Source organism: Blastomonas ursincola, assembly GCF_013607875.1.
In the GTDB taxonomy this organism is placed as follows: domain Bacteria; phylum Pseudomonadota; class Alphaproteobacteria; order Sphingomonadales; family Sphingomonadaceae; genus Blastomonas; species Blastomonas ursincola.
In genome coordinates this window covers 100,107-125,192 of record NZ_VDES01000003.1, presented here as the reverse complement: position 1 = coordinate 125,192, position 25,086 = coordinate 100,107, and the positions used below count along the sequence as shown (strand labels likewise).

The following is a 25,086-nucleotide window of genomic DNA, read 5'->3' as shown; positions in this document are numbered from 1 at the left end:
CCGCCAGTCATACAAGGCAAGACTGCGCGCCGCTACGGCAAGCGGGTTATGCGGCGCAGTTTACGGAAACGGAAAGCGAAATCCGGTCACCCGACTCGGGTCGGGCGCACCGGGTAGGGCTCATTCGTGATCCTGCATCGTCACCTGATAGCCGCCCTCGGGATAGGGCATGATGAACCGGCCATCAGGCGCGGCAGTGAACGATGTCTGTGTAGGATAGGCAAATTCCAGCTTCTCGGCGTTGAAGCGCTCGAGAATGGCGATGCCGATGCGATGGCGGGTTTCGAACACCACCTCGAAATCGGCGCTCATCACGTCGAAATCGAGTTCAAAGTCGATCGAGCTCGCGCCGAAGCCGACAAAGCCGCAGCGGATGAAGATGCCGCCGCCCTGCTCCACGATTTCGCGCAGCATGCCCGGGACGAGCCGCGCGCGGTCAGGCGCGGTCTGATAGACCAGGCCGATGCGGTAGCGCGTCCGGCGGCGGTTGAGCCGGGTATAATTGATGATCTGCTTGCCGAGCAGATTGGTGTTCGAGATGATGATCTCCTCGCCATTGACCGAGCGGAGCCGCGCGCTTTTCAGCCCGATCTTCTCGACCGTCGCGGTGGTGGTATCGAAACCGATCGTCTCGCCACGCTTGAACGGCTTGTCGAAGATGATCGACAGCGCCGCGAACAGGTCCGAGAATATGCCCTGCGCCGCCAGACCGATGGCGATACCGCCGATGCCCAGGCCCGCGATCAGGCCCGTGACGTTCACGCCCAGATTGTCGAGCACCATGATCGCGGCGATGGCGAACAGCACCACCGTGACCAGCAGCCGGATCAGCGACATCGCGTTGGCGAGGGTCTCGCTGCCCGCATCGTCGCTGCCAGAGGCACGGCGCTCGATCATGCCCAGAATGATCTCGCGCGCCCAGATGGCGACCTGGAACACGGCGGCAACGGTGAACAGGAAGGTGACGATGCGGAAGATGCCGTCGGGCGCTTCGGAAAAGCCGACGACGAGCCGCGCGGAGACCATGATCAGGAAATACTGCTTGGTCTTGGACAGGGTGCGTCCGATGATAGCAGCAAGCGACAGCCGATCGGGCTGGCGTTCCGCATAGAGCCGCGCGTGTCGCTGGACATAGGCGAGCGCCAGATAGATCGCCGTGCCGACACCCACCGCAATGGCGATTTCGACCGCATGCGCGCTGATCCAGGCCCATAGCCCAGTCAGCTTCTGCTCGACATCTTCAGCGGTGATCGGTTCGGCGAGGACGGGGGTTGCGTCGGCGGTCTTCTTGGTCGTCATGCTGCCGAGTTAGGGCTGCGCCGCGCATTAGGCAAGTTTGGGCGCGGCTTTCCCGTCGATCAGCGGACGGAAGGCTGCCTCCTTGCGACGACGCGCCAGATAGGTGTCGAGCCCGATCTGCATCGCGATCAGCATGTAGACGAAGGGCTGGAACGCGATGCCAACAAAGGCCGAGCCGACCATGAAGATGATCTGCCCGTTCTGCAACGCCAGCGCGAGCGGGACGACCCATTTCTCGTCCTCGCGATCGCGCTTGCGGTGGATCCGCTGGATGACCTCCATCCGCACGATTCCGCCGAAATGGATGACCAGCCACAGGAAGAGCCCGAAAAAGCCCTGCTCGCCCAGCATCTCGAAATAGCTCGAATGATAGGCGCGGCCCTTGTCGACGATCTCGTTCTTCTCGATCAGGGTGTTGGGCCCATCGCCCTTGGCCGCCACCGTATCGAACTTGACCCTGTTCTGGAGATAGGCCTCGAAACCGCCCCCGCCGGGGTTCTGCTGCACATATTTCCAGGTCCAGGCCCAGACAGCGACCCGGGTGGAGGCCGACTGATCCGCCTTGTATTCGCCGATCGTCGCCATGCGGTTGGTATAGCTTTGCGGCAGGAACGGTACCGCTGCCACCGCCAGCGCAGCCGCCACTCCGGCATAAAGGAAGCGATAGCGCACGAAGCGCAGCATCAGCACGCCGAGAACCCCGATGCAGACGAGCCCGGTTCGCGCCTGGGTGCCGATCGGGATCAGCAGGCAGGCGAAGATCAGCGCATAGGCAAAGGTCTTCACCCGCCAGTCGGGCGGAAACACCGTGCCGTAATTGGCCAGCCACAGGATCAGCGGGATGATGCAGATGGCGACGGTCGAGATGATCGAACCTTCATAAAGCCCGCTATTGTCCGAAATCAGCAGCTGCATGACACCATAGCCGCCTCCGCCCGAGGCCAGCGTCTTGATGCCGCCGGTGATGATGATCGAACTGGCGCACAGCACCATCATCAGCCCCAGCGCCTCGATGCGCAGCTTGGTGCGCAAGGTCAGCGGCAGGAACATCGCAAAAACCAGCGCCTTCCACACCCATTCCCATTTGCCTTGCGCGTCGATCGGAAAGTCTGCCGTTCGCGTGGTATAGGCGCACCACAGGAACAGCAGCAGCATCACGCCCTGGCGAAACGAGACGCGCATGTCCTTCTTGTCGTCGGCGATCAGCCAGCCCAGAAACGCGAGGCCGAAGACGATCAGCGAGATGGGCACCGCATTGAGCATCCAGTAGGACAGGCGCTGCGGCGCGACGATATCGATATAGGCATAGGCCAGCACGAACAGGAACGGCCGCTTGAAGCCCAGCGCAAGAAATGCGGCCAGGAATGCGACAAAGGCAAGGTCACGCATCGCTGCGCTCCTGCTGGCGAGGCCGTGGTTTCGGCTGGAAGAAGCCCGAGCCCAGCTTGTCCTTCTCGGGCGGATCTTCCTTGTCCAGATCGGCGCGCCAGACGAGCCGCCATGCCGCAACGGCAATCAGCAGGTGCGAGATCGCAATGGCAAAATTGTCGACCATGAACCTGCGGCCCTGCCCCGAATGGTGATGCACCGACTATGCAACAGCCGGCTTGCGGTTTACAGCCATAAGCGCAATGGGTTGACGCGGCGTTAATCCTTTTGCGCCATAGGCTTGCGCGCCATGACCCGGATCCTGCACGTTCTCGATCACAGCCTGCCGCTGCACAGCGGCTACAGCTTCCGCACGCGCGCGATCCTGACCGCGCAGCATCGCGCCGGGCTGGAGGTGCGCGGCGTGACCAGCGTCCGGCACCAGGCGTCGCTGCCCACCGGTTCGCATGTCGAGGCGGTCGAGCAGCATGACGGCCTGACCTTTCATCGCACGATGGAGCCGGTATCGGGTCCGCCCGGCTTACGCGAATGGCGTGACATCGCCGCGCTTGCCCGTGCCACCGAAGCGACGGCGGCGATCTGGAAGCCCGACATCCTGCACGCGCATTCGCCCGCGCTCGATGGGCTTGCCGCGATCCGCGCCGGGCGCAGGCTGGGCCTGCCGGTGCTCTACGAGATCCGTGCCTTCTGGGAAGATGCGGCGGTCGGCAATGGCACGGGCAGCGAGACGTCCGCCAAATACTGGCTTACCCGGCAGATGGAGAATCGCGTCGTCGCCCAGGCGGATGCCGTTGCAGTGATCTGCGAAGGCTTGCGCGACGACCTGATCGCGCGCGGCTTTCCTGCCGACAAGATCATGGTCTCGCCCAATGGGGTGGATCTGGAACTTTTCGGGACGCCCGTCCCTGCGGACCCGGCGCGCGCGGAGGCGCTGGGGCTGACCGGCAAGACCGTGCTCGGCTTTATCGGCAGCTTCTACCCCTATGAGGGGCTCGATGACCTGATCGCCGCCATGCCGATGCTGATCGCGCGCGATCCCGACATCCGCCTGCTTATGGTCGGCGGAGGCCCTGCCGAGGCGGCGCTGCGCGCACAAGCCGAGGCCTCCCCTGCGGCACACGCCATCCGCTTTGTCGGCCGCGTGCCGCATTCGGAGGTGGAGCATTATTACAGCCTGACCGACATTCTGGTCTACCCGCGCAAGGCCATGCGTCTCACCGAAACCGTGACCCCCTTGAAGCCGCTCGAAGCGATGGCCCAGGGGCGGCTGGTCGCGGCCTCGAATGTCGGTGGCCACCGCGAGCTCATCGCCGATGGCGTCACCGGCACGCTTTTCGCGCCCGATGATCCGCAGGCGATGGCCGATGCGCTGGCCGGGCTCATCGCGGGGCGCGAGGGCTGGGACGAGCGACGCGCCACAGCCCGGCGCTTTGTTGGCGAGGAACGCAACTGGGCGCGAAATGTAGAGCGTTATCAACCCGTTTACCAACGCATGCTAGAACGGACCATGGGCGGGCGCATTTCCAGCGCGGCCTGATGACGATGGCACCAGGGTCTTAGCAGCATGGCGACACCGCAAGCGGACGAACAGGAAAGCACCGGCGCCGCCGGAGCCAGCGTCCTCGCGCGCCATCCTTCAGCGATTGCGCTGGGTGGAGGGGTGGCTGCAGCGTTCGGCAGCAGCTTCATCCCGATGAATGCCATCGAAGGCTTTGTCACCGCCTATGGCATCGCCGAATTGCTGCCCGCGGCCGCCCCGCCGCTGGGCGATACCGCCAGGCTGGCGCTGAGCGCAGGCATTGGCACACTGACCGCAGGAGCGCTGCTGTCGCTGCTGCCGCGTGCGGAGAGCGACGAAATGGGTTTTGAAACTTCCATCCGGAAAGCCGACAACACCGGCAACGACGCGAGCCAGCCTGGCGCGCCGGTGGCCAAGAGCGGCAAGCTGGCCAGTTGGCTGCGCACGCTGCGCTTCGGCAAGAGCGAGCCCGCTCCCGGCACGATCACCGACTTTTCTGACCTCGCCGCGCCGCGCATCCGCAATGGCGACCAGCATCCCGATGCTCCGGTCCGTGCGCCGATCCGCGCCAGCGAAGACCTGGGCGCACCGCTGACCGAAAGCGAGCCGGTCGCGGCAGCTCCGCTCGAGCTGGGTGAAAGCATGGCGGTCATCGCGCCCGTGAACGCTCCCGCGCCGAATGCGCCGGCCCCTGCCCCGTCGCTGCGCTTTGCGCCGCCGCCCTTTGCAGCGCCGTTCATCGAGCCTGATATCGAAGAGGAGGCCGAAACGCGCTTCGCGGCGCCGGACGCGCCCGAACCCGAACCTACTGTCGAACTGGCGCAAGCATCGGAAGAACCGACTGCCGACGCACCGTTCAAACACGCCGCCGAACCCAAACAAGCCGAAGCGGCATGGTCCGTCGCCGCTGCAGCGCATCCCGTGCTGGATGCCATGCCGGTCGACGCTCTGCCCGAAACCGGGCTAGCGGACGAGCTCGACCATCTCAGCGTGGCCGAATTGCTGGCGCGGCTCGAAGCCGGTCTGGCGCGGCGGCGGCACCAGGCGCAAACCGATCGGACCGGTATGGCTGCTGACGGGACTGGGGCGCAGATTTTCGCGCTTGGCAAGCCGTCGGTCGACGAAACCGGCGAAGGCGAGGCCGTCCGTCCGTTTCGCCTCCGCCTTGGCGGTGTTCCGCGCTTCGAAGAACAGGCCGTCGCTGCGGACGAACCCACCGAAGTCCCGGTGGTCGAGGACAGCGCTGAAGCGGAGACGGCCAGTTTCCGGGCGCAGCCGCTCTGGGACGAGGATGTTGAATATCTGCCGCCTTCGGTTTCGACGAGCGCCGCGGAGCCGATGGTCGATGAAGCTACGACCGACGCGGCCGGATCTGTCGAAGCCGCTCCTGCGGCACCGGCTGCCACCGAGGACGACATGGACGCCGCGCTGCGCGATGCGCTTGCGACGCTGCGTCAGCTTTCGGATCGCCAGCGCGGCAGCTGATCGCCGCACTGCAGGCAAAGAAAAAGGGCGGCGTATCGCTACGCCGCCCTTCTCTGTGTCAGCACCAGGGCTGCCGGTCCATTACTGGCCCGGCGGCTTCTGGAAGGTGCCGTACTGTTCGTTACCCACGAAGCCCAGCTTGGTCACGCCGCTGCGCTTGATCACGGCGAGAACCTCGTCGGTGATCTGATAGCGCGAACGGGCATCCGGCTGGAACTGCAGTTCGGGTTCCGGATCCATGTTGCGGGTCTGTGCCAGAATCCCGGCCAGCTGTCCCTGCGATACCGGGGTGCCATTCCAGGCGATGGTATCGTTGGTATCGACGGTCAGCTTGTTCTTGACCGGTTCGATCTGGACATCCGGCGGAGTCTGGCTGTCGACCGGCAGGTCGATCTTCACCGCATGGGTCTGGACCGGGATGGTGATGATGAACATGATGAGGAGCACGAGCATGACGTCGATCAACGGCGTCGTGTTCATCTCCATCATCGGCTCGCCATCGTCCTTGCCGCCACTCATTGCCATATCAAGCTACTCCAATTCCTGTGTGCGCACCGAAGCGCTTAACCTGCTTCAACCAGCGCGATGGGCGAGGAAATGAAGCCCACCTTGGCAAAACCGGCGCGCTGCACGGTGAAGATTGCGCCACCGATGCAACGATAGGGTGCATTGACGTCGCCGCGGATGTGCACTTCGGGAAGATCTTCTTCCTTCAGGTTTTCCACGCCACCGGCATTTTCAATGATCGATTCCAGGCGCTTCACAGCGAGTTCCTGAAGCTCGGCATTGTCCACCGGCGTCACGTTCACATAGACGCGGCATTCGCCGTTCGGGCTTGCGCCCGCGAAGCCTTCGTCACCCGGGCTGAGGCCATTGGCATCAGTCGAGGAAACCGAAAGCAGGATGTTTTCGTTCTTCGTCTCGGTCGGTTCGAATTCGACGACCGGGATTTCCAGATCATCCACCGTCTGGATCACGACCGGGATCGCGATCAGGAAGATGATGAGAAGCACCAGCATCACGTCCACGAGGGGCGTGGTGTTGATGTCCGACATCGGCTTCTCTTCGCCGCCGGCGCCTCCAACGCTCATTGCCATCGCAACAAATCCTATTCTGTCATGCCACTAGCCCGAAAGAGCGGTGGCTGTGTCACCGGCCGGCCGGGAAAATCCGGAACGGCCAGTCTATCCGATGCAGCTTCGGCACTATCGGCCGGGCTGCGCGGGAGGGATGCGGTGCCGGAAAGGCTGGCCGCATCCCTGCCCTGTGCCGGATTACTTCTTGATCGGTGCGGCGGCCGGAGCGGCGGGCTTGGCAGCGGGAGCAGCCGGAGCCTTGGTCGCCGGGACCACAGCGCCGTTCGAAGCCATGTAGCCCAGAACGTCGGTCGAGAAGGCGCTCAGCTGAGCAGCGATCAGCTTGTTGCGAGCCTGCAGCCAGTTATAGGCAAGCACGGCGGGAACGGCCACGCCCAGACCCAGTGCGGTCATGATCAGAGCTTCACCGACGGGGCCGGCGACCTGGTCGATCGATGCCTGACCGGCGATGCCGATCTTGATCAGTGCGCGATAGATACCGATAACGGTACCGAACAGACCGATGAACGGCGAGGTCGCACCCACGGTTGCCAGGAACGGCAGACCACCAGCCAGCTTGGCGTTGATGGCAGCTTCCGAACGGCTCAGCGAACCGTGCAGCCAGTCATGGGCTTCGACGGGGTCGGTCAGCTTGGCATGCTCTTCCTGTGCCTTCAGGCCGTCGTCGACGATCTGGCGATAGGCGGTGTTCTTCTCGAGCTTGTTGGCGCCTTCCTTCATGCTGCCAGCGCGCCAGAAGGTTTCACGAACCTTGGCACCCTGCGAGAGCACCTTCTGCTGTTCGAACAGCTTGGTGAACAGGATGAAGAACGAACCGAACGACATGATACCCAGGATAACGACGGTGGCGTAAGCGATCACACCGCCCTGCTCGAGAGCTTCCGCGAAACCGAAAGCGTTTTTCGGCGCTTCACCTGCAGCCGCAGCCAGCATTTCAATCAACATCAAAACTTCCTCTCAGAAAATAGATAGAGCGCCGTCCAAAAATCGGTGCGTCTAGAACCAAAACCCAATCCGCCGCAGCGGCATCCAGTCCAAATGTTACTTCGGAATTTCCCAGCGAACCGCGTTCGAATAGGTATCCGAAATCGCGTTTCCGGCAGCGTCGAGAGCCGGCTTGAAGCGTGCCCTGCGGGTCACGTTCTTGCAGGTCGCCTCGTCGAGATCGGCATGGCCGCTCGATCCGGTGATCTCGCAGTTCGTCACACGGCCGTCGGGGCCGATGGTGACGCGGAAACGAGTGGTACCAGCACGCTCTTCACGCAGTGCGCGAGCGGGGTAATCGTTGGGGGTTGCCCAGCTGCCCGGGTTGCCACGCGGCGATGCACCCGAAGCCTTGGAAGGCGGCGGCGGCGGTGCCGGAGGCGCAGGCGGCGGCGCAGCGACAGGCTGCGGGATGAACACCGGCGGCGGAGTGTTGGTGGTGGTGATGACCGGCGCCGTAGTTGGCGGCGTCCGAACGATCGGCGGCGGCGTTACGACCGGCGGCGGCGTGATCGGCTGGTCCGGCGGAGGTGGCGGCGGCTCTTCCGGCTCGATCACCTCTTCCTCAACGTCAACGACGTTCAGCTTTTCAGCCACCGTCTTGACCGCACTATATGCAAGTCCTGTTACCAGGGCATAGATCACCACAATGTGGATCAATGCCACGATAACGAGGGAAACTATCTTGTTTCCGCTTGCCTGTTGATCAGCATAGGCCATTCAGAAACGACGCTCCTTACCCTATTGAAACCCGTCATCCGGGGAGCGCCGACATTGCAATCCACGACACCCGGACAAACCAGCCGATGACCGCAGCTGGTGCATGAAACATGCAAGTTGCGGAATGCAACCCTTCCGGCTTGCTTCCCGCTCCCCCGCTGTGTTCCAGCCTCTGGTTTGTTTTTCTCTTGCCCGAAAGGGGATTTAACGCGCAACTTATCAGCAGGCAATCGCTTAAATGGATTCAGTTTGAATTAACCTTTGAGCCCCGACAGCCGCCCTTCCGGACAGCGAAAACGAGGAGACTCCCCCATGCCGCACGCGCTCAAATCGCTTGCTGCCGCCACCGCCTTAACCATCGCAATTAGTGGCGGTTTTCCTATCGTATACGCCGCGAATGCACAGGTTTCATCCGAAACGGAGGGACCGGGCTATGTCGCTCTGGCACGCCTTGCGGATGCCGCTCCGCAGGTGCTGCGGGTCCAGGTTAAGAAGACCACCGTCGTCGATCCGGCGCGCGCGCCCGACGTCGCACCCACTATGGCACGGCTGTTCGTCGAGGCGCAGGTATTGAATCTCATTCGCGGAAAGCAGGGCGTCAGCGAATCGATTCGCTATCTGGTTGACGTGCCGCGTAACGCCAAGGGCAACGTTCCCAAGCTGAAAAAGCAACAGTTCCTGCTGTTCGCCCGGCCCGGCACGCGCCCCGGTGAGGTCCAGCTTGTCTCCAAGGACGCGCAAGTCGCCTGGACGGCGGCCACCGAACAGCAAGTGCGTGACATCGTGACCGAATTGGTCAGCACCGGCGCGCCGCCAGCGATCAAGGGCATACGCGAGGCGCTGCACGTACGCGGCAATCTGCAGGGTGAAGGCGAGACGCAGGTCTTTCTGGCGACGTCGACCGGGGACCCGGTGTCGATCACCGTGTTGCGCCGTCCCGGCCTTGCCGCGCGCTGGGCAGTTTCGCTCACCGAGATCGTCGACGAGGCTGCCGCGCCGCCGAAGCGCAACACGCTGCTCTGGTATCGGCTCGCCTGCTCGCTCCCCCGCGAAATCCCTGCGCGGGCGCTTGTCTCCGACACGCCTGCGGACAACGATCTGGCGCGGCGTGACTATAATTTCGTGCTCGAGCAGCTCGGTCCCTGCCGCTGAGCCGGCACCGGGGCCGAGCGCATCCGCCCTGCCCCGGCCCCGACCCGGTTACTTGCCCGCCATGCCCATCTGCCAGAGGATGAAGGCGAACTCCTCGGCCGTCTCCTTGAGCGAGTCGAACCGGCCCGACTTGCCGCCATGGCCTGCGCCCATATTGGTCTTGAGCAGCAGTGCGTTGTCATCGGTCTTGGTGACGCGCAGCTTCGCCACCCATTTCGCGGGCTCCCAATAGGTCACGCGCGGATCGTTGAGCCCTGCGGTCACCAGCAGCGGCGGGTAGGCCTGGGCCTTCACATTGTCATAGGGGCTGTACGATCGCAGCAGGTCGAACGCCGCCTTGTCGGTGATAGGGTTGCCCCATTCGGGCCATTCGCCCGGCGTCAGCGGCAGGCTCTCGTCGAGCATCGTGTTGACCACGTCGACGAACGGCACATGCGCCACGACCGCGCCCCACAGATCGGGATCGGTGTTGACGACCACGCCCATCAGCTCGCCACCCGCCGAGCCGCCGCTCGCGGTCACCTTGCCCTTTGCAGTATATCCCTTGGCGATTAGCCCCTTGGCGACATCGACAAAATCGTTGAACGTGTTGGTCCGCTTGGTCAGCTTGCCATCGAGATACCATTTGCGGCCGAGGTCGTCGCCGCCGCGGATATGCGCAATGGCATAGGCAAAGCCACGATCGACCAGGCTGAGCCGCGTGACCGAGAAGCTCGGTGGAACCGCATAGCCATAGGCGCCGTAAGCATAGAGGTGCAGCGGCGCACTGCCATCCTTCCTGAAGCCCTTGCGGTAGATAACCGAAACTGGAACCTCGGTCCCGTCCCGCGCGGCAATCATAAGCCGCTCGGTCTCGTAATCGGCGGCGTTATAGCCCGACGGCACCTCCTGCACCTTGAGCACGGTCAGCTTCTGCGTCGCGACATCATAATCATAGACGGTGTCGGGCGTGACCATCGATTCATAAGAAAGCCGCAGCACCTTCATGTCCCATTCGGGATTGTCGCCTAATGACGCGGAATAGCTCGCCTCAGGGAAGGTGATCGGCTGGACCTTTTTGGGGTCGGCATAATCGCGGATCTCGATCTGATCGAGGCCACCGCGCCGCCCTTCGATGACATAGAAGTCCTTGAAGGCATTCATGTCGGTCATGTAGAAATCGTCGCTGCCGGGGATGAGCGTCGTCCATTCGCCCGGATTGTCGATGCTCGCAGTGGCGAGGCGAAAGTTCACATGCTCGTCATTGGTGTGGATGAATAGCGTGCCGTCGCGCTCCTCGACGTCATATTCGCGGCCCTTCTTGCGCGGGCTGATCAGGATCGGCTCGCCCAGCGGATTGTCCGCAGGCAGCAGGCGGATCTCGCTGGTCTCGTTGTCGCCGGTGGCAATCACGATGTACTTCTCGTTCGAGGTCATGCCCACGTCGACGCGGAAGCCCTCATCCGCCTCCTTGTAGAGCTCGACATCCTTGTCCAGCGGCTGGCCCAGCACGTGCAGCCGGGCATTGTCGGTGCGCCAGTTCTCGTTGGCCAGGCCATAGATCAGCGACTTGCCGTCGGCGGTCCAGACCAGACTGGAGAGCGTCCCCGGGATGACATCGGGCAGGATGGTGCCGGTGGTCAGGTCCTTGAACCGCGCCTCGAACCGCTCCGACCCGTTGTCGTCGACCGAATAGGCGAGCAGCCTGCCGTCGGGACTGACCGAGAAGGCGCCGAGGCGGAAATAGTCCTTGTCCTTGGCAAGCTCGGTCTCGTCGAGGATCAGCTGCTTCTCGCCGCCCGCAACCGGCTTGCGATACCATTTCTTGTACTGCGCGCCCTTGTCGTACTCGACCCAGTAGAGCCAGTCGCCATCCTTTTGCGGGACCGAGCTGTCATCCTCCTTGATGCGGCCCTTCATCTCCTCGAACAACGCGTCGGTCAGCGCCTGGTGCGGCTTCATCGCGGCTTCGAACCAGCGGTTCTCCGATTCCAGATAGGCCAGCACATCGGCATCATCGACCTTGGGATAGCCCTGGTCGCGCAGCCAGTGCCACGGATCTTGCACGGTCACGCCGTGGCGTTCGTAGCTATAGGGCCGCTGCTCGGCGATGGGCGGCTGGGGCTTGTCGGACATGGATGCACTTTCGCTAGCAAGAACAGGGGATGACAGGGCCATTGCCGCCACCAGCGCGGCGCGGGCAATCACGGATGAGAAACTGGGTCGGATCGGCATGTACGGCTCCCTTCGAACTGGATCACGACAGAACGTTCCGGTCGCCAGACTGGCGCTGGTCACGGATTGTCTCTATCTTGCCGCCCAACCGCTTTTGCAAGGAGTTGATACCCCGCCATGCTGATGTCCACCCATGAAGCCCGCCTCGCCGCCTTGCGCGAAGAACTGAAGCGTCAGGGGCTGGATGGTTTTGTCGTTCCGATCTGTGACGAGCATATGAGCGAGTATATCGGCGCCTATGCGCAGCGGCTGGAATGGCTGACCGGTTTTGGCGGATCGGCGGGCAGCGCGGTGGTGCTATCCGACCGGGCGGCGATTTTCGTCGACGGGCGCTATACGATCCAGGTGCGCGATCAGGTAGACGGACGGCTGTTCGAATATGTCGGCACCGCGCAACAGAGCGTCGCGGATTGGCTGGGGGCGAACGTCGGCGAAGGGGCCGTGATCGGCTATGATGCCTGGCTGCACACCCGCGACTGGGTGAAACAGGCGAGCGCGAAGCTGGCCAAGGTCGGCGCGTCGCTCAGGGAGGTCGCGAGCAATCCCGTCGATGCGGTATGGCACGATCAGCCCGCGCGCCCCGATGCGGTGATGAAGCCGCATGCGCTCGAATATGCTGGCAAGGATGCGGGCGACAAGCGCGCAGATGTCGCGGCCTGGCTGGCGGACGAGAAGCTCGATGCCGCGGTCATCACCGCACTCGATTCGGTCGCCTGGCTGTTCAACGTGCGCGGCGGCGACGTGACGCACACGCCGGTGACGCTTTCTTATGGCGTGGTGCATCGGGACGGCAGCGCCGATCTCTATGTCGCCCCCGAAAAGGTGACCGACGATCTGCGCGCGCATCTGGGCAACCAGGTCGCGCTGCATGGCTATGACGATTTTCCGGCAGGGCTCGACGCGCTGAGCGGCAAGGCCGTCGCGGTCGATCCCGAACGCGCGGTCGCGGCGATCTTTGCCCGGCTCGAAGCCGCCGGCGCCAGGATCGTGGCCAAGCGCGACCCGAGCGTGCTGCCGCGCGCGATGAAGAACCAGACCGAGATCGAAGGCCATCGCGCCGCGCAGGCGCGCGACGGCGCGGCGGTCAGTCGCTTCCTCCACTGGCTCTCGATCGCCGGCCCGGCAGGTGGCGAGACCGAGCTTTCCGCCGCAGCCAAGCTGCTCGAATTCCGCGAAGCGACCGGCAAGCTGATCGACACCTCGTTCGACACCATCTCCGGCGCGTCGTCGAACGGCGCGATCTGCCATTACCGGGTCAGCGAGGAAACCAACCTGCCGATCGTGACGGACAGCCTGTATCTGGTCGATTCCGGCGGCCAGTATCTCGACGGTACCACCGACATCACCCGCACCATCGCCATCGGCACGCCGACAGCGGAAATGAAGCGGCGCTTCACCCAGGTGCTGAAGGGCCATATCGCGCTCGCCACCATCCGCTTCCCCAAGGGGACGACCGGCGGGCAGCTCGATACGCTCGCACGCCAATTCCTCTGGGCCGATGGCGTCGATTATGCGCACGGCACCGGCCATGGCGTCGGCAGTTTCCTGGCGGTGCATGAAGGACCGCAGCGCATTGCCGCGTTCGGCGGCCAGGGCGAGCCGCTGCGCCCCGGCATGATCTGCTCGAACGAGCCCGGCTATTACAAGGCCGGAGAATTCGGCATCCGCATCGAGAATCTGGTGCTGGTCGAACCGCTCGAGATCGCCGGTGCCGAGCTCGACATGCTCGGCTTCGAGACTCTGACCTTCGCGCCGATCGACCGCAACTGCATCGAACCCGAACTGCTCAGCCCCGCCGAACTCGGCTGGCTCAATGCCTATCATGCCAAGGTACTGGAGGTGGTCGCGCCGCAGCTTGATGGCGAGGCACTGGCCTGGCTGGAGGCCGCCTGCGCCCCGATCGGTTGACGTCCGCGTCAATTTGGGGCGATCCTGCCGCTTTACGCCAACGGAATGCTGCGACGCACAATTGCCGCCCATGCAATTGACGTCGCGGCAAAGGTTAATTGCGTTGCAAGAATGTCACGCAGGTAGCGGAATCGCCTGCGTTTCCTAGCTTTTCATTTGTGACAGTCGGGTGTCAGTCATAAGGACATCCCAAAGCCATACGAGCCCTGGGACGGGGCCGTTTTTGTCAGCCATTTTAGGGGAGAACACCCGATGATCATCACCGACACCCGCCTGAAAACGATTCTGCTTTCGGGTGCAGCGCTCGGCTCGCTCGCCATGCCCGCCGCTGCCTTTGCGCAGGACGCGGCCCAGGACGCCGAGAACGCCGACAGCAACGTCATCATCGTGACCGCGTCCAAGCGCGAAACCACGCTGCAGGAAATTCCGATCGCGGTTTCGGTCACCAGCGGTGAAGATATCGAGGACGCACAGGTCCGTGACCTGATCGACCTGCAGACCCTGGTCCCCAGCTTGCGCGTCTCGCAGCTGCAGAGCTCGGCCAACACCAACTTCATCATCCGCGGCTTCGGTAACGGCGCGAACAACCCCGGCATCGAACCTTCGGTCGGCGTGTTCATCGACGGCGTGTACCGCTCGCGCTCGGCTGCCCAGATCGGCGACCTGCCCAACATCCAGCGCGTTGAAGTGCTGCGCGGCCCGCAGTCGACCCTGTTCGGCAAGAATGCCTCGGCGGGTATCATCAGCATCGTGACCGAGCGCCCCCAGTTCGAATTCGGCGGCCAGGTCGAAGCGACCTATGGCAATTTCAACGCGCGCATCCTGCGCGGTGACATTACCGGCCCGATCAGCGAGACCCTCGCCTTCAGCCTCGCCGGCAACATCAACAAGCGTGACGGCTATGCTCGCGACCTGAACCTCGGCACCAAGTTCAACAACCGCGATCGCTGGGGCGTGCGCGGCCAGCTGCTCTGGGAGCCCAGCGCCGACCTGTCGTTCCGCGTGATCGGCGATTATGACAAGATCGACGAAAACTGCTGTATCGCTGCCAATGTCCGCGAGAACCCGGCCATCACTGCGGCGCTGCGCGCTGCCAGCGGTCAGGCGCGTCCGCTCGAGGCGGCCGATCCGTTCTCGTACCGCGTGCGTAACAACATCCCCTCGACCAACGAGATCGAGAACTATGGCGCATCGCTGCAGGGTGACTGGAATGTCGGCGCGCTGACCTTCACCAGCATCACCGCCTATCGCGAGGTGCGTTCGACCACCAACCAGGATTCGGACTTCACCAGCGCCGACCTGATCGGCCAGAACCTCGCCAATACCTCGATCGACACCTTCACGCAGGAACTGCGCGTCGCATCGGACTTTGACGGCCCGCTGAACTTCCTGCTCGGCGGCTTCTATTTCAACGAAGACATCAAGTTCACCAACGACCTGCTCTTCGGTCGCGACTTCCGCGGCTATGCCAGCGCGCTGATCGGCCCCGCCGTCGGCGGCGCCGCCGGTGTCGAAGCGCTGCTGGGCGTGCCCAACAACACCTTCTTCCGCCAGGGCCAGGGTATTTTCGACGATTTCACCTATGGCAACGATGCGTTCTCGCTGTTCGGCCAGTTCGACCTGAAGCCGACCGATCGCCTGACCTTCACCTTCGGCTTCAACTATACCGAAGACAAGAAGCGCGTCCGTTCGAACGTCGTCAGCACCGACCCGTTCTCGGCGCTTGATTTCGTCGCCATCGGCAACACGCTGATCACCCAGCAGGGCATCGCCACCACCGTCGGCCAGGCGCTGCGCCTGCCCGGACCGGCCAATGCGGCGCAGATCGCTGCGTTCGCTGCGGCACAGCCCGCCGCTTTCGGCCAGATCCAGACCGGTGCCGCTGCCTTTGCCCGCGCCAACAACACCAACCCGGCGGTGAACCCGCTGCTCGGCCTGCGCGCGCTGCAGTTCCTGCCGCCGTTCCTCAACTTCCCCAACGCGGTGGAAAGCGGCCGTACCAAGGACGACGATTTCTCGTACACCATCCGCGCGAATTACGAGATCACCGACAATCTGAACATCTACGCCACCTATGCCACCGGCTTCAAGGCGACCTCGTTCAACCTGTCGCGTGACAGCCGTCCGTTCCCGACCGACTTCATCCCCGGCTCGCCGGTCAACAATCCGGCTGCTTCGCCGATCCGCAATGCCGGTCTGGCGCTGCCGAACCTGACCACCGGTTCGCGCTTTGCGGGTCCCGAAGAATCGGAAGTCTATGAAGCCGGCATCAAGGCCCAGTGGCCGCTGGTCGCATTCAACCTGACCGTGTTCAAGCAGTCGATCCGCGGCTTCCAGAGCAACGTCTTCACCGGCACCGGCTTCGCGCTCGCCAATGCGGGCAAGCAGTCGACCTTCGGTATCGAGTTCGACGGCACCGTCCGTCCGACCGACGGCCTCAACCTGTTCGTCGCCTTCACCTATCTCGATCCGAAGTATGACAGCTTCCTCAACTCGGCGGTCGGTGATCTGACCGGCGCAACCCCGGCGGGCATCCCTGCCCTGTCGGCATCGATGGGCGGTTCGTACACCTACGAGTTCGCAGGCGGCACCAAGTTCACCGTGCGCGGCGACTATGCCTATGAAAGCGACGTGCAGATCGCCGAAGGTCTGCCGGGCTTCATCGTTACCAACGCCAACGGCACGCGCAACTTCCAGCCTGCCCTGGACATTGCCCGCCAGTTCCGTCGCCAGACCGACCTGGTCAACGTCTCGGCGACGCTGGAGCTGACCAATGGCTTCGAGATCAGCGCGTGGGCACGCAACCTGCTCGACGACCGGTTCATCTCGACCGTGTTCGACTCGGTCGCCCAGAGCGGCAGCATTTCGGGCTATCCGAGCCTGCCGCGCACCTATGGCGGTTCGGTCCGCTTCAAGTTCTGATCCAATCACGGTTTGACCGGGCTTGGTCACGATCAGGTTGGCAAAAGACCCAACCGATTGAAAACAGGGAAATGGGGGGCTTCGTGCCCCCCTTTTTTTGTGGCCAGCATTGTGTATGCGGAGCAGACGATCCGGAACGAGAACAAGAGAGGGGAACAGCATGTCGGACGCGCCCATCCGCGCCCATTATCGCAGCATCGCGCCCAAGCGCGTGCACTATCACGAGGTCGATATGCAGAATATCGTCTTCAACGCGAACTATCTGATGTACGCCGATGTCGGCATCACCGAATATTTCCGCGCGCTCAATCTGGCGAGCGGGAAGCCCGAGAGCACCGGCTTCAACCTGTTCGGCCCTGATCACGACATGATGGTGCGCCATGCGGATGTCGATTTCCGCGGCAGCGCCGTCGCAGATGACATCATCGACCTCGCGGTGCGCATCAAGCGCTTCGGTTCGAGCTCGCTGACCAGCGAGTGCGCCATCTTTCGCGGTGAAGAGCTGCTCACCGTGGTGACGATCAGCTATGTCCATTTCGCGATGGCGACCCGTCGCCCCGCGCCGGTGCCGCAATGGTTCAAGGACATGGTCGCCGCGTTCGAGCCAGTCCGCCCCGAAGGCGTCTGACCGCCAGCAACGCCAGCCAAAGAAAAAGCCCGGTGTTGCCACCGGGCTTTTTCATGTTCCCAGATCAGTTGCCCGGCATTCCCGGCGGCGGTGCCCCCGGAGGACCACCGGGCGCACCCTGGCCCTGAAGCTGCTGCTGCATGGCCCGCAGCTGCATCTCGGGGATGAACTCGATCAGATCGACGTCGAACACCAGCAGGCTGTTGGCGGGAATGACGACCTCGCCGGTCTGCGGATTCTTCTTCTCTTCCGCGCCATAGCCAAGCTCGGGCGGGACCCAGAGGCGGTACTTGCCCCCACGCTGCATTTTCTTCAGCGCCTCGGAAAAGCCTGGGATCGATCCGGCGACGGGCATCGGCACGCGCTGGTTGGCATCGAACGGCGTGCCGTCCATCAGCGTGCCCTGATAGTTGATCAGCGTGACGTCCGCATCGGTCGGCGACGGACCATTACCCTTGACCAGTTCCTTGAACTGCAGCCCGCTCTCGGTCGTCACCACGCCCGGCTCGTCGGCATTGCTCGACAGGAAACCGGCGGCCGATTGCGGCACCGACTGCAGTCCGGCCCAGGCCGTACCGCCCGCGATCGCGACGGCTGCGGCGACGCCCAGCCACAATTTGGTCAGCGAGCCTTTGGCCAGCGGCGGAATGGGAACGCGGGTAACGGACATGGAAGCCTCCGGTTATCGTACCACAAACCCCTGAAAAGCACTGCAAGGCCTCCACCTTCCAGTCCCATCAGGGGTCGTTGCGACGAATCGGCGTCCCCGATCCGTCAGGTTAGCGATGCTATAACCGGCTTATTTCGCGCCGTCACGTTCCATGCGCTTGCGCTCCAGCTTGCGTGCACGACGCACGGCAGCAGCCTTTTCGCGCGCGCGCTTTTCGCTGGGCTTCTCGTAATGCCGACGCAGCTTCATCTCGCGATACACACCTTCGCGCTGCAGCTTCTTCTTGAGCGCCCGCAGCGCCTGGTCAACATTGTTATCGCGTACGAGAATCTGCATAAACTTACGTCAGCTCCATTTCGATTCACGGCCTGCAAACCCGCTCGCGCCACGCCGAGGGGCGCGGAAAACGGACAGCAAAGCCAAAGCTAGAAGGCCAATAAAATAGGGCACGCCAGCCGCATGGCTGTCGGTCACGCGGGGCCGATACCAGTGCATCGCGGCATTTTCAAGGAATTTCGCCGCGTTTCAGCCGAAAAGCCCGGGCTGTGCCTCGCTTGCATCGGTTGGTGACACTGATGGCAGCTCGGCCATGGCATTATCGGGAAAGGGTGCGACGAGCCGCTCGGCTTCGTCCCATTCGGCGCGCAGCCATTGACCCAGCCCCTCGCCCGCCAGCATCACCGGCATCGCCTTGGGATGCACCGCACCGACCAGCGCATTGGGCTCGCAGGTCAGAAAGGCGAAGCGTGCGCCCTCCTCCACCGGGCGCCATATCCCGGCAAAGGCGAAGGGTTCGCCCGATGCAAGCGCAAACCAGTGCTGCCGCTTGCGCTTCGTGACCGGATCGGGGGCGGCGCCATATTCGCAGAACGCGGTCACCGGCACCAGGCAGCGCCGCGCCGGATCGCGCAATGCGCCGCGCCACATCGGCGAGTTCAGGTTACGCACATTGGTGATCGGCCGCTTGACCTCGCCAAATGGGGGCCAGCCCCAGCGCATCGTCGCGAGACTAGCGCCCTGCCCTTGCGCCACCAGCACCGGCGCATCGTAATCGGGATAGATGCCCTCGAACGGCGGCAGGTTCGCCCCGCCCAGATCGACCGTACCCAGCGCCGCGCCGAACAACTGGCGGATTGCATCGGCGTTGCTTGTCATGCGATACAGGTTGCACATAGCCACCCAAGATAGAGACAGGAGAGCGTGATGGCCACCGCGTTGAAGCCGAGCCCCCAGATGACCACCGAGGAGCATGAAGCGCGCAAGCTGCTCGCCTCCTGCTACCGCGTGTTTGACATGGTGGGTTGGTCGGAAATGATCTACAACCACATCACGCTCAAGGTGCCGGGCGAGGAAGACGCCTTCCTGATCAACCCCTATGGCCTGCATTTCAGCGAGGTCTGCGCCTCCAACCTGGTCAAGATCAACTCCGATGGCGAAAAGCTCGACGGCTCGCCCTATCCGGTGAACAAGGCGGGCTTCACGCAGCATAGCGTGTTCCACAAGGAACTGCCGGACATGCACTGCATCATCCACACGCACACCACCGCGACCATGGCGGTCTGCTCGACCGAAGGTGGATTGCAGCCGACCAATTTCTATGCCTGCAACTTCATCGGCAACATCGCCTATCATGATTTCGAGGGCGTCACCGTGCGCGCCGAAGAGGGCGCGCGCCTGGTCGAGGCCGTTCGCGGCAAGCGCGTGCTGATGCTGAAGAACCATGGCCCCGTCGTCATGGGCCGCACCCTGCCAGAGGCGTTCATCACCTATTGGTCGCTCCAGCGCGCGTGCGAGATCCAGCTCGCCACCATGTCGATGGGCAAGCCGATCATCGTGCCCGACGAGGTCGTCGCGGTGCACCAGCGCGATCTCAGCCAGGTGCAACTGCCGATGGGCGCAGGCGTGCCCGATTTTGCCGCGATGGTGCGCAAGGTCGACAAGATCGACCCGAGCTGGCGCGACTGATCCGCATCCGGGCGGTCTGTGCATGGGTGACTTGCAAGCGCGGCTCGGATAAGCGCTGAGCCCATGACCAAGTTCACCGTCAACGACCGCCCGGTCCAGTACCGGCTCGACCCGGAGACGCCGCTGCTCTGGGCGCTGCGCGATGCCTCGAACCTCACCGGCACCAAATATGGCTGCGGCAATGGCGATTGCGGCGCATGCGTGGTCGTGGTCGATGGCGAGGCGATCCGCTCGTGCCTGGTCAGCATCGCCGAGGTCGAGGGGCGCTATGTCACCACGATCGAGGCGCTGAGCCGCGATCGCAGCCACCCGGTGCAGCAGGCATTCGTCGCCGAACAGGCGGTGCAATGCGGCTTCTGTACCCCCGGCATGATCATCGCGGCGAGCGTGCTGCTGCGCAAGAACAGCGATCCCAGCGATGCCGAAATCGACGCCGCGATCCGCAACCTGTGTCGCTGCGGCACCTATCCCCGCGTCCGCGCCGCGATCAAGCGCGCAGGCCGGGTGATGCGGCGTCAGGAAACGATCGCCGCCGCGCCGCCGCCGGGCATCTCGCCCGAGGACGCGGCCAAGGACGTGCCCGCGCTTACCCCGGCGGAGTGATCCGATCGCGTGCAGCCAGCGCGCGCTCGAACACCGCCTCGAACATCGCTTCGGTCAGCCGCCCCGTATTGGTGTTGTACCGGCTGCAATGATAGCTGTCGATCAGCACCCGGCCATCGCCCAGATCGTGCAGGGCGTTGTGCCCGAAGGGATGGCTCGCCGCGCGCAGCCCCAGATGCCGCAGGAAGCTGTCATGCGCGATCCGGCCGAGCGCGATGAACACGCGAAGCTGGGGCAGCGCATCGAGCTGCGCGGATAGAAAGCGGCGGCAGGTATTGATCTCTTGCGGAGTCGGCTTGTTCTGTGGCGGCAGGCACTTGACCGAATTGATGATGATCACGCCCTCGAGTTCGAGCCCGTCATCGACCCGCGATTGGTATGTGCCGCGCGACAGGCCGAACTTCAGGAAGGTCGCAAACAGCAGGTCGCCCGCATAATCGCCGGTGAAGGGGCGGCCCGTCCGGTTCGCACCGTGCATGCCGGGGGCCAGCCCGACTATGCCCAGCCAGGCGTTCGCATCGCCAAAGGCGGGGACCGGCGCGTTCCACCAACCGGGGTGCCTGGACTGGCATTCGCGGCGCAGCGCGACCAGACGCGGACATAGCAGACAGTCGACCGGCGGTTCGGTATGCGCAATGGGGCTTAACTCCATCATGTCCTCGCGCTAGGCGCTGGGCATGGATGAGGCAAGCATACAGCATTATCTGATAGCGTTGGGATCGAACCGCCGGCATCATCGCATCGGCGCGCCGCGCCAGGTGCTGGGAGCTGCCCTGCTCGCGCTTGCGAGCGAGGGCGCGGACGTGCTGGGAATCGCCCCGGTGATCGAGACGCCGCCGATCGGCCCATCGCAGCGCCGCTACGCCAATGGCGCCGCGATCATCGCGACGCCGCTGATGCCCGACGCGCTGCTGGCACTGCTCAAGCGGATCGAGGCGCGCTTCGGCAGAAGGCGCGGTCAGCGCTGGTCGGCGCGGACGCTCGATCTCGACATCATTCTCTGGTCGGGCGGCAGCTGGTATTCCCCTTCCCCGCCGCTCGTCGTGCCACACCCCGCCTTTCGCACCCGCGACTTCGTGCTGCGCCCGGCGGCGACAATCGCCGCAAACTGGCGCGACCCGCTGACCGGGCTCAGTATCGCGCAGCTCTGCCATCGTGCGGCACGGGGTTGACCCGATGGACCGGCCCGACTAGGGGGATGCCCGCACCCGGGTCCGCCCGGCCACCGATGGCGCAGACCTCGCGCCACCCCCAGGGGGCCCTTAGCTCAGTCGGTAGAGCAACTGACTTTTAATCAGTAGGTCGCTGGTTCGAACCCAGCAGGGCTCACCATTTCCATAAATGCACGGACTTGGAGCGCGTCGGACATTTTCGGCTTTCCGAAAGCCGCTGATGATTGTCGTTCATCCCACCAACAGGAAGTTCTCGACATTCCGGTCCGGCCATGATGTTGTTCGTCCATAGAATTCCGAAGCAGTGAACGCATAGGAGAGGGCCATGGGGCGAGGCGCGCAGGCACCGATCCCGCAGATCGATCGACACAGCTTGCGGCAGCTGGAAACGCATTTCGTTGCGCCGGACATTTACCGGCGCGGTGACCTCGCGCTGCGCCAGAGCCAGCTTGCGCAGATGGTCTCCGATCGGGTGATACCGCAGCTGCTGCGCCTGCACGACGAGATCGTGCCCGAAGCACCGTCGGTGGAGGCGGTGCTCTCCGTGCTGGCGCCCGATCGCGTGGACATTGCGGGACTGGCCGACATTGTTCTGGGCGACGATCTCGAAGCGGCGGTGCGCTATGTGATTGTGCTCCGCGACCGTGGGCTTTCGATGGAAACGCTCTTCATCGAACTGCTCGAGCCAACGGCGCGTCACCTGGGCGAGATGTGGGACAATGATGCGTGCGACTTCATCGACGTGACGCTCGGCGTTGCACGGCTGCAGAAGCTGCTTGCCGCATTCAACAACACGCATAGCTGCGATGCGCTCGACATGCGGCGCACTGTCCTGATGGCCATGACGCCCGGCGATCAGCATTTTTTCGGCGTGACAATGGTTGAGCGGTTTCTGGAAGCGTCGGGCTGGAAAGTGCAGACCGAAACAGCCGCGTGCGCCGAGGAGATCGCCGAAGCTGCGAGGACACGCTGGTTTGCGGTTGCCGGTCTTACCGCCGGCTCCACCCAGATGATCGACAGCCTTTCCGAGACCATCGGCCTGATCCGCAAGCGCTCGCAAAACCCGCATATCGGGATCATGGTCGGCGGGCCGCTTTTTGCGGAGGATCCTTCGCTGGTTGCCGCCGTCGGTGCCGACGCGACAGCCCCCAGTGCGCCTACTGCCGTCCTGGTGGCGCAAAAGCTCTCGGATGCAGCATCCGCCCATTTGAACTGAGCTCGGTCAGATCGCGGCGCCCGGCAAGGTACTTCCATAGGACTGGGTTCGATCGATGCCGCAATGCCGGGTCGGCAACGCTGGCCATTCGTATACCGTTCGTCGAAGACAGGCTTCCCCGTTTGCAATCATGCACTTATGGTCCGCGCCAAACCAAGGGGAATCATCATGAAAATGTCGCTTCGTTTCGCCGTTTCCGCCTTCTCGCTTGCCCTGGCGCTGCCCGCTTCGGTCACCATCGCCGGTGATGCCGCTGCGCAGACGGCCGAAACCACCCAGGATGCCGCGCTCACCGCCTTTCTCGATGCCGAGTTCGAGGCGTGGGTGAAGATGCAGCCGCAGCTCGCCACGCGGCTCGGCCGCAAGGACGGCGGCGACAAGTGGAACGATCCGAGCGAAGCTGCCGCCGCAGCGCAGCTCAAATGGCGGCAGGACAGCGTCGCGCGGATGAAGGCAAAGTTCGACCGTGCGAAGCTGTCGCCCGAAGCGCAGGTCAACTATGATATCTGGGAACTCGAGGCCGAGCGTGCCGCCTTGTCTCATGCCAACCGCCTCTATCGCCCGCCCTTCTATTCGCGGCTCTATTCGGCGCACAGCCAGTTGCCCGATTTCCTGATCAACACGCACACGATCGCCGACGAGACCGATCTCAAGAACTATATCGCGCGGATCAAGGGAATGCCTGCGGTGCTCGACGTGGCGATCGAGCGGACCAAGGCGAGTGAGGCAGCCGGCATCCGTGCCCCGAAATTCCAGGTCGAAACCATCGTCGCGGGCAGCGAGAAGCTGACCAGCGGCGCGCCTTTCGGAGACGGCCCCGATGCCGCACTCTGGGCCGACGTGAAGGCCAAGACCGAGGCGCTGGTCAGTGCCGGCAAGCTGCCGCGCGCTGCTGCGGACAAGCATCTGGCCGAGGCGCGCGCGGCGATCGTCGCGCTCAAGCCCGCCTATGAGCGGGTCATCGCCTGGGCCAGGGCAAGCCTGCCCAACGCCCCCAGCGGCAAGGTGGGCGCGCTGACGCTGCCCGATGGCGCAGCCTATTATGCCAATGAGCTCAGGCTCAACACGACGACCGACTATACCGCCGAGCAGATTCACCAGATCGGCCTGTCGGAAGTCGCGCGGATCGAGGCCGAACAGGATGCGCTGGCGCAGAAGGCCGGCTTCAAGGATCGCAGCGCTTATTATGCCGAGCGCGCGCGCCTCAATCCACCGCGCCAGTTCGACGATGCCGCGCGCAAGGAGTATCTCGACAGCGCCAATGCGTTCGTGAAGCACACGCGCGGTCTGCTTGGCCCCTATTTCAACACGCTGCCCGCCTATGGCATCGAGGTGGTCCGCGAACCCGCGTTCTCCGAAGTGGCAGGCGGCGCTGCGCATGCCTCTGCCCCCAGCCCCGATGGCGCGCGCCCCGCGCGCACCTATGTGCATCTGGTCGGCACCGTCCCCGATCCGGCGGCCAAGTACACTTTGATGTGCCATGAGGCAGTGCCGGGGCACAACATGCAGGGCGACATCCAGGTCCGGCAGAAGAGCGGACCGCAGTTCCGCGCGGTGACCGGATATGTCGCGTTCGGCGAAGGCTGGGCGCTCTATGCCGAATCGCTGTGCAAGGAGATGAACGCCTTTCCCGATATCGCCGCCGATTTCATGCGGCTCGATGCCGAGCTCTTCCGCGCGGCGCGTCTGGTGGTCGATACCGGGCTGCACGCCAAGGGCTGGACCGAGGACCAGGCGGTCGAATACATGAACACCACCGGACGCCAGCCGATCGAGCGCTCGCGCTCGGAAATCCGGCGCTATATCACGCTGCCGGGCCAGGCGACCGGATACAAGATGGGCATGCTCAAGATCGTCGAGCTGCGCCAGAAGGCCGAAAAGGCGCTGGGTCCCAAGTTCGACATCAAGGGCTTTCACGACCTGCTGATCGCATCGGGTTCGCAGCCGCTGTCGATCCTCGAACGCAGGGTCGATGACTGGATCAGGCGCAGCCAGGGCTGACCGCGCGGCGGAGCAAAAGCGGGTTTCTGTTCGAAACCCGCTTTTGCTGGCGCGCTTATGCCCTATATGGACGGCGCGGGGCAGCCAGCTTCGCTCGCCCACAGCATGGACACGCCGCCATTTCTGACTCCGCCACCGCCCC

At 63.7% G+C, this 25,086-nt stretch carries 23 protein-coding genes and 1 tRNA gene; 12 read left to right on the top strand and 12 right to left on the bottom strand.

Going from position 1 to position 25,086, the window contains the following annotated elements; genetic code table 11:
* Positions 1-120 precede the first annotated feature (120 nt).
* From FG486_RS14410 to FG486_RS14400, 3 genes are read right to left on the bottom strand one after another with little or no spacing between them, the layout of a single operon-like run.
* Positions 121-1,299: a mechanosensitive ion channel family protein gene (locus tag FG486_RS14410; protein ID WP_181268059.1), complete on the bottom strand. Its 1,179-nt coding sequence runs from the start codon at positions 1,297-1,299 to the stop codon at positions 121-123.
* A gap of 27 nt (positions 1,300-1,326) precedes the next feature.
* Positions 1,327-2,688: a putative O-glycosylation ligase, exosortase A system-associated gene (locus FG486_RS14405; RefSeq protein WP_181268058.1), complete on the bottom strand. Its 1,362-nt coding sequence runs from the start codon at positions 2,686-2,688 to the stop codon at positions 1,327-1,329.
* Positions 2,681-2,854: a hypothetical protein gene (locus tag FG486_RS14400; RefSeq protein ID WP_167348194.1), complete on the bottom strand. Its 174-nt coding sequence runs from the start codon at positions 2,852-2,854 to the stop codon at positions 2,681-2,683. Before FG486_RS14400 ends, FG486_RS14405 begins: the two co-directional genes overlap by 8 nt.
* A 123-nt stretch (positions 2,855-2,977) precedes the next feature.
* On the opposite strand from FG486_RS14400, the gene FG486_RS14395 reads away from it, so the two are divergent.
* Both FG486_RS14395 and FG486_RS14390 read left to right on the top strand, forming a co-directional pair.
* A complete protein-coding gene (locus tag FG486_RS14395; protein ID WP_181268057.1) occupies positions 2,978-4,225 on the top strand; it encodes a TIGR04063 family PEP-CTERM/XrtA system glycosyltransferase in 1,248 nt (415 codons plus the stop codon).
* A 27-nt stretch (positions 4,226-4,252) separates the two neighbouring features.
* Positions 4,253-5,692, top strand: a complete 1,440-nt coding sequence (locus FG486_RS14390; RefSeq protein ID WP_181268056.1) for a hypothetical protein — start codon at positions 4,253-4,255, stop codon at positions 5,690-5,692.
* An 81-nt stretch (positions 5,693-5,773) separates the two neighbouring features.
* On the opposite strand, the gene FG486_RS14385 is transcribed toward FG486_RS14390, so the two are convergent.
* The 4 genes from FG486_RS14385 to FG486_RS14370 form a co-directional block, all read right to left on the bottom strand.
* Positions 5,774-6,217, bottom strand: coding sequence for an ExbD/TolR family protein (locus tag FG486_RS14385; protein WP_060977889.1), 444 nt, complete (start codon positions 6,215-6,217; stop codon positions 5,774-5,776).
* A 38-nt stretch (positions 6,218-6,255) separates the two neighbouring features.
* Entirely contained in the window at positions 6,256-6,789 is a 534-nt protein-coding gene (locus FG486_RS14380; protein ID WP_060977890.1) for an ExbD/TolR family protein, read from the bottom strand.
* Between the two features lie 177 nt (positions 6,790-6,966).
* A complete protein-coding gene (locus FG486_RS14375) occupies positions 6,967-7,734 on the bottom strand; it encodes a MotA/TolQ/ExbB proton channel family protein (protein ID WP_060977891.1) in 768 nt (255 codons plus the stop codon).
* 96 nt (positions 7,735-7,830) lie between these two features.
* Positions 7,831-8,493, bottom strand: a complete 663-nt coding sequence (locus FG486_RS14370) for an energy transducer TonB (RefSeq protein WP_060977892.1) — start codon at positions 8,491-8,493, stop codon at positions 7,831-7,833.
* 312 nt (positions 8,494-8,805) lie between these two features.
* Between FG486_RS14370 and FG486_RS14365 the strand changes: the two genes are divergently transcribed.
* Positions 8,806-9,645 (top strand): hypothetical protein, encoded by an 840-nt coding sequence (locus tag FG486_RS14365; protein ID WP_241695834.1) that lies wholly within the window; start codon positions 8,806-8,808, stop codon positions 9,643-9,645.
* A 48-nt stretch (positions 9,646-9,693) separates the two neighbouring features.
* Here the strand turns inward: FG486_RS14365 and FG486_RS14360 are convergent, their stop codons facing one another.
* Complete coding sequence (locus FG486_RS14360; RefSeq protein WP_181268055.1) at positions 9,694-11,760, bottom strand: S9 family peptidase; 2,067 nt, start codon at positions 11,758-11,760, stop codon at positions 9,694-9,696.
* Positions 11,761-11,982: 222 nt separating this feature from the next.
* On the opposite strand from FG486_RS14360, the gene FG486_RS14355 reads away from it, so the two are divergent.
* The 3 genes from FG486_RS14355 to FG486_RS14345 all read left to right on the top strand — a co-directional run bounded on the left by FG486_RS14355 (position 11,983) and on the right by FG486_RS14345 (position 17,317).
* Positions 11,983-13,767, top strand: coding sequence for an aminopeptidase P family protein (locus tag FG486_RS14355; protein ID WP_181268401.1), 1,785 nt, complete (start codon positions 11,983-11,985; stop codon positions 13,765-13,767).
* A gap of 252 nt (positions 13,768-14,019) precedes the next feature.
* On the top strand, positions 14,020-16,689 hold the full coding sequence (locus tag FG486_RS14350; RefSeq protein ID WP_181268054.1) for a TonB-dependent receptor: 2,670 nt from the start codon (positions 14,020-14,022) through the stop codon (positions 16,687-16,689).
* Between the two features lie 160 nt (positions 16,690-16,849).
* Positions 16,850-17,317, top strand: coding sequence for an acyl-CoA thioesterase (locus tag FG486_RS14345; RefSeq protein WP_181268053.1), 468 nt, complete (start codon positions 16,850-16,852; stop codon positions 17,315-17,317).
* A gap of 64 nt (positions 17,318-17,381) precedes the next feature.
* Here the strand turns inward: FG486_RS14345 and FG486_RS14340 are convergent, their stop codons facing one another.
* From FG486_RS14340 to FG486_RS14330, 3 genes are all read right to left on the bottom strand, one after another.
* Positions 17,382-17,987, bottom strand: coding sequence for an FKBP-type peptidyl-prolyl cis-trans isomerase (locus FG486_RS14340; RefSeq protein WP_181268052.1), 606 nt, complete (start codon positions 17,985-17,987; stop codon positions 17,382-17,384).
* Positions 17,988-18,116: 129 nt separating this feature from the next.
* Complete coding sequence (gene rpsU, locus FG486_RS14335) at positions 18,117-18,323, bottom strand: 30S ribosomal protein S21 (protein ID WP_007688176.1); 207 nt, start codon at positions 18,321-18,323, stop codon at positions 18,117-18,119.
* 189 nt (positions 18,324-18,512) lie between these two features.
* Positions 18,513-19,160 (bottom strand): SOS response-associated peptidase, encoded by a 648-nt coding sequence (locus FG486_RS14330; protein WP_066278565.1) that lies wholly within the window; start codon positions 19,158-19,160, stop codon positions 18,513-18,515.
* A gap of 30 nt (positions 19,161-19,190) precedes the next feature.
* Between FG486_RS14330 and FG486_RS14325 the strand changes: the two genes are divergently transcribed.
* Together FG486_RS14325 and FG486_RS14320 are read left to right on the top strand one after the other, a co-directional pair.
* On the top strand, positions 19,191-19,952 hold the full coding sequence (locus tag FG486_RS14325; RefSeq protein ID WP_181268051.1) for a class II aldolase/adducin family protein: 762 nt from the start codon (positions 19,191-19,193) through the stop codon (positions 19,950-19,952).
* 63 nt (positions 19,953-20,015) lie between these two features.
* Positions 20,016-20,555, top strand: a complete 540-nt coding sequence (locus FG486_RS14320; protein WP_181268050.1) for a (2Fe-2S)-binding protein — start codon at positions 20,016-20,018, stop codon at positions 20,553-20,555.
* Here the strand turns inward: FG486_RS14320 and FG486_RS14315 are convergent.
* Positions 20,539-21,210, bottom strand: a complete 672-nt coding sequence (locus tag FG486_RS14315) for a uracil-DNA glycosylase (RefSeq protein WP_181268049.1) — start codon at positions 21,208-21,210, stop codon at positions 20,539-20,541. The genes FG486_RS14320 and FG486_RS14315 overlap by 17 nt on opposite strands.
* Before the next feature lie 22 nt (positions 21,211-21,232).
* Between FG486_RS14315 and folK the strand changes: the two genes are divergently transcribed.
* The 4 genes from folK (at position 21,233) to FG486_RS14295 (ending at position 24,944) form a co-directional block, all read left to right on the top strand.
* Positions 21,233-21,727 carry a 2-amino-4-hydroxy-6-hydroxymethyldihydropteridine diphosphokinase gene (folK, locus tag FG486_RS14310; protein WP_181268048.1) on the top strand — a complete coding sequence of 165 codons (495 nt, stop codon included), beginning with the start codon at positions 21,233-21,235 and terminating at the stop codon, positions 21,725-21,727.
* Positions 21,728-21,811: 84 nt separating this feature from the next.
* Positions 21,812-21,887 (top strand) — tRNA-Lys (locus FG486_RS14305).
* 165 nt (positions 21,888-22,052) lie between these two features.
* A complete protein-coding gene (locus FG486_RS14300; protein ID WP_181268047.1) occupies positions 22,053-22,943 on the top strand; it encodes a cobalamin B12-binding domain-containing protein in 891 nt (296 codons plus the stop codon).
* A gap of 168 nt (positions 22,944-23,111) precedes the next feature.
* Complete coding sequence (locus FG486_RS14295) at positions 23,112-24,944, top strand: DUF885 domain-containing protein (protein WP_181268046.1); 1,833 nt, start codon at positions 23,112-23,114, stop codon at positions 24,942-24,944.
* Positions 24,945-25,086 lie beyond the last annotated feature (142 nt).

What these genes read in the sequence shown, in the direction of transcription:
- FG486_RS14340 (WP_181268052.1), bottom strand. Translation starts at nt 17,987, where the DNA reads ATGTCCGTTACCCGCGTTCCCATTCCGCCGCTGGCCAAAGGCTCGCTG.
- FG486_RS14400 (WP_167348194.1), bottom strand. Translation starts at nt 2,854, where the DNA reads ATGGTCGACAATTTTGCCATTGCGATCTCGCACCTGCTGATTGCCGTT.
- FG486_RS14300 (WP_181268047.1), top strand. Translation starts at nt 22,053, where the DNA reads ATGGGGCGAGGCGCGCAGGCACCGATCCCGCAGATCGATCGACACAGC.
- FG486_RS14380 (WP_060977890.1), bottom strand. Translation starts at nt 6,789, where the DNA reads ATGGCAATGAGCGTTGGAGGCGCCGGCGGCGAAGAGAAGCCGATGTCG.
- FG486_RS14295 (WP_181268046.1), top strand. Translation starts at nt 23,112, where the DNA reads ATGAAAATGTCGCTTCGTTTCGCCGTTTCCGCCTTCTCGCTTGCCCTG.
- FG486_RS14320 (WP_181268050.1), top strand. Translation starts at nt 20,016, where the DNA reads ATGACCAAGTTCACCGTCAACGACCGCCCGGTCCAGTACCGGCTCGAC.
- FG486_RS14375 (WP_060977891.1), bottom strand. Translation starts at nt 7,734, where the DNA reads ATGTTGATTGAAATGCTGGCTGCGGCTGCAGGTGAAGCGCCGAAAAAC.
- FG486_RS14365 (WP_241695834.1), top strand. Translation starts at nt 8,806, where the DNA reads ATGCCGCACGCGCTCAAATCGCTTGCTGCCGCCACCGCCTTAACCATC.
- FG486_RS14405 (WP_181268058.1), bottom strand. Translation starts at nt 2,688, where the DNA reads ATGCGTGACCTTGCCTTTGTCGCATTCCTGGCCGCATTTCTTGCGCTG.
- FG486_RS14385 (WP_060977889.1), bottom strand. Translation starts at nt 6,217, where the DNA reads ATGGCAATGAGTGGCGGCAAGGACGATGGCGAGCCGATGATGGAGATG.
- FG486_RS14395 (WP_181268057.1), top strand. Translation starts at nt 2,978, where the DNA reads ATGACCCGGATCCTGCACGTTCTCGATCACAGCCTGCCGCTGCACAGC.
- folK (WP_181268048.1), top strand. Translation starts at nt 21,233, where the DNA reads ATGGATGAGGCAAGCATACAGCATTATCTGATAGCGTTGGGATCGAAC.
- FG486_RS14370 (WP_060977892.1), bottom strand. Translation starts at nt 8,493, where the DNA reads ATGGCCTATGCTGATCAACAGGCAAGCGGAAACAAGATAGTTTCCCTC.
- FG486_RS14360 (WP_181268055.1), bottom strand. Translation starts at nt 11,760, where the DNA reads ATGTCCGACAAGCCCCAGCCGCCCATCGCCGAGCAGCGGCCCTATAGC.
- FG486_RS14315 (WP_181268049.1), bottom strand. Translation starts at nt 21,210, where the DNA reads ATGATGGAGTTAAGCCCCATTGCGCATACCGAACCGCCGGTCGACTGT.
- FG486_RS14330 (WP_066278565.1), bottom strand. Translation starts at nt 19,160, where the DNA reads ATGTGCAACCTGTATCGCATGACAAGCAACGCCGATGCAATCCGCCAG.
- FG486_RS14355 (WP_181268401.1), top strand. Translation starts at nt 11,983, where the DNA reads ATGTCCACCCATGAAGCCCGCCTCGCCGCCTTGCGCGAAGAACTGAAG.
- FG486_RS14325 (WP_181268051.1), top strand. Translation starts at nt 19,191, where the DNA reads ATGGCCACCGCGTTGAAGCCGAGCCCCCAGATGACCACCGAGGAGCAT.
- FG486_RS14345 (WP_181268053.1), top strand. Translation starts at nt 16,850, where the DNA reads ATGTCGGACGCGCCCATCCGCGCCCATTATCGCAGCATCGCGCCCAAG.
- FG486_RS14410 (WP_181268059.1), bottom strand. Translation starts at nt 1,299, where the DNA reads ATGACGACCAAGAAGACCGCCGACGCAACCCCCGTCCTCGCCGAACCG.
- FG486_RS14390 (WP_181268056.1), top strand. Translation starts at nt 4,253, where the DNA reads ATGGCGACACCGCAAGCGGACGAACAGGAAAGCACCGGCGCCGCCGGA.
- rpsU (WP_007688176.1), bottom strand. Translation starts at nt 18,323, where the DNA reads ATGCAGATTCTCGTACGCGATAACAATGTTGACCAGGCGCTGCGGGCG.
- FG486_RS14350 (WP_181268054.1), top strand. Translation starts at nt 14,020, where the DNA reads ATGATCATCACCGACACCCGCCTGAAAACGATTCTGCTTTCGGGTGCA.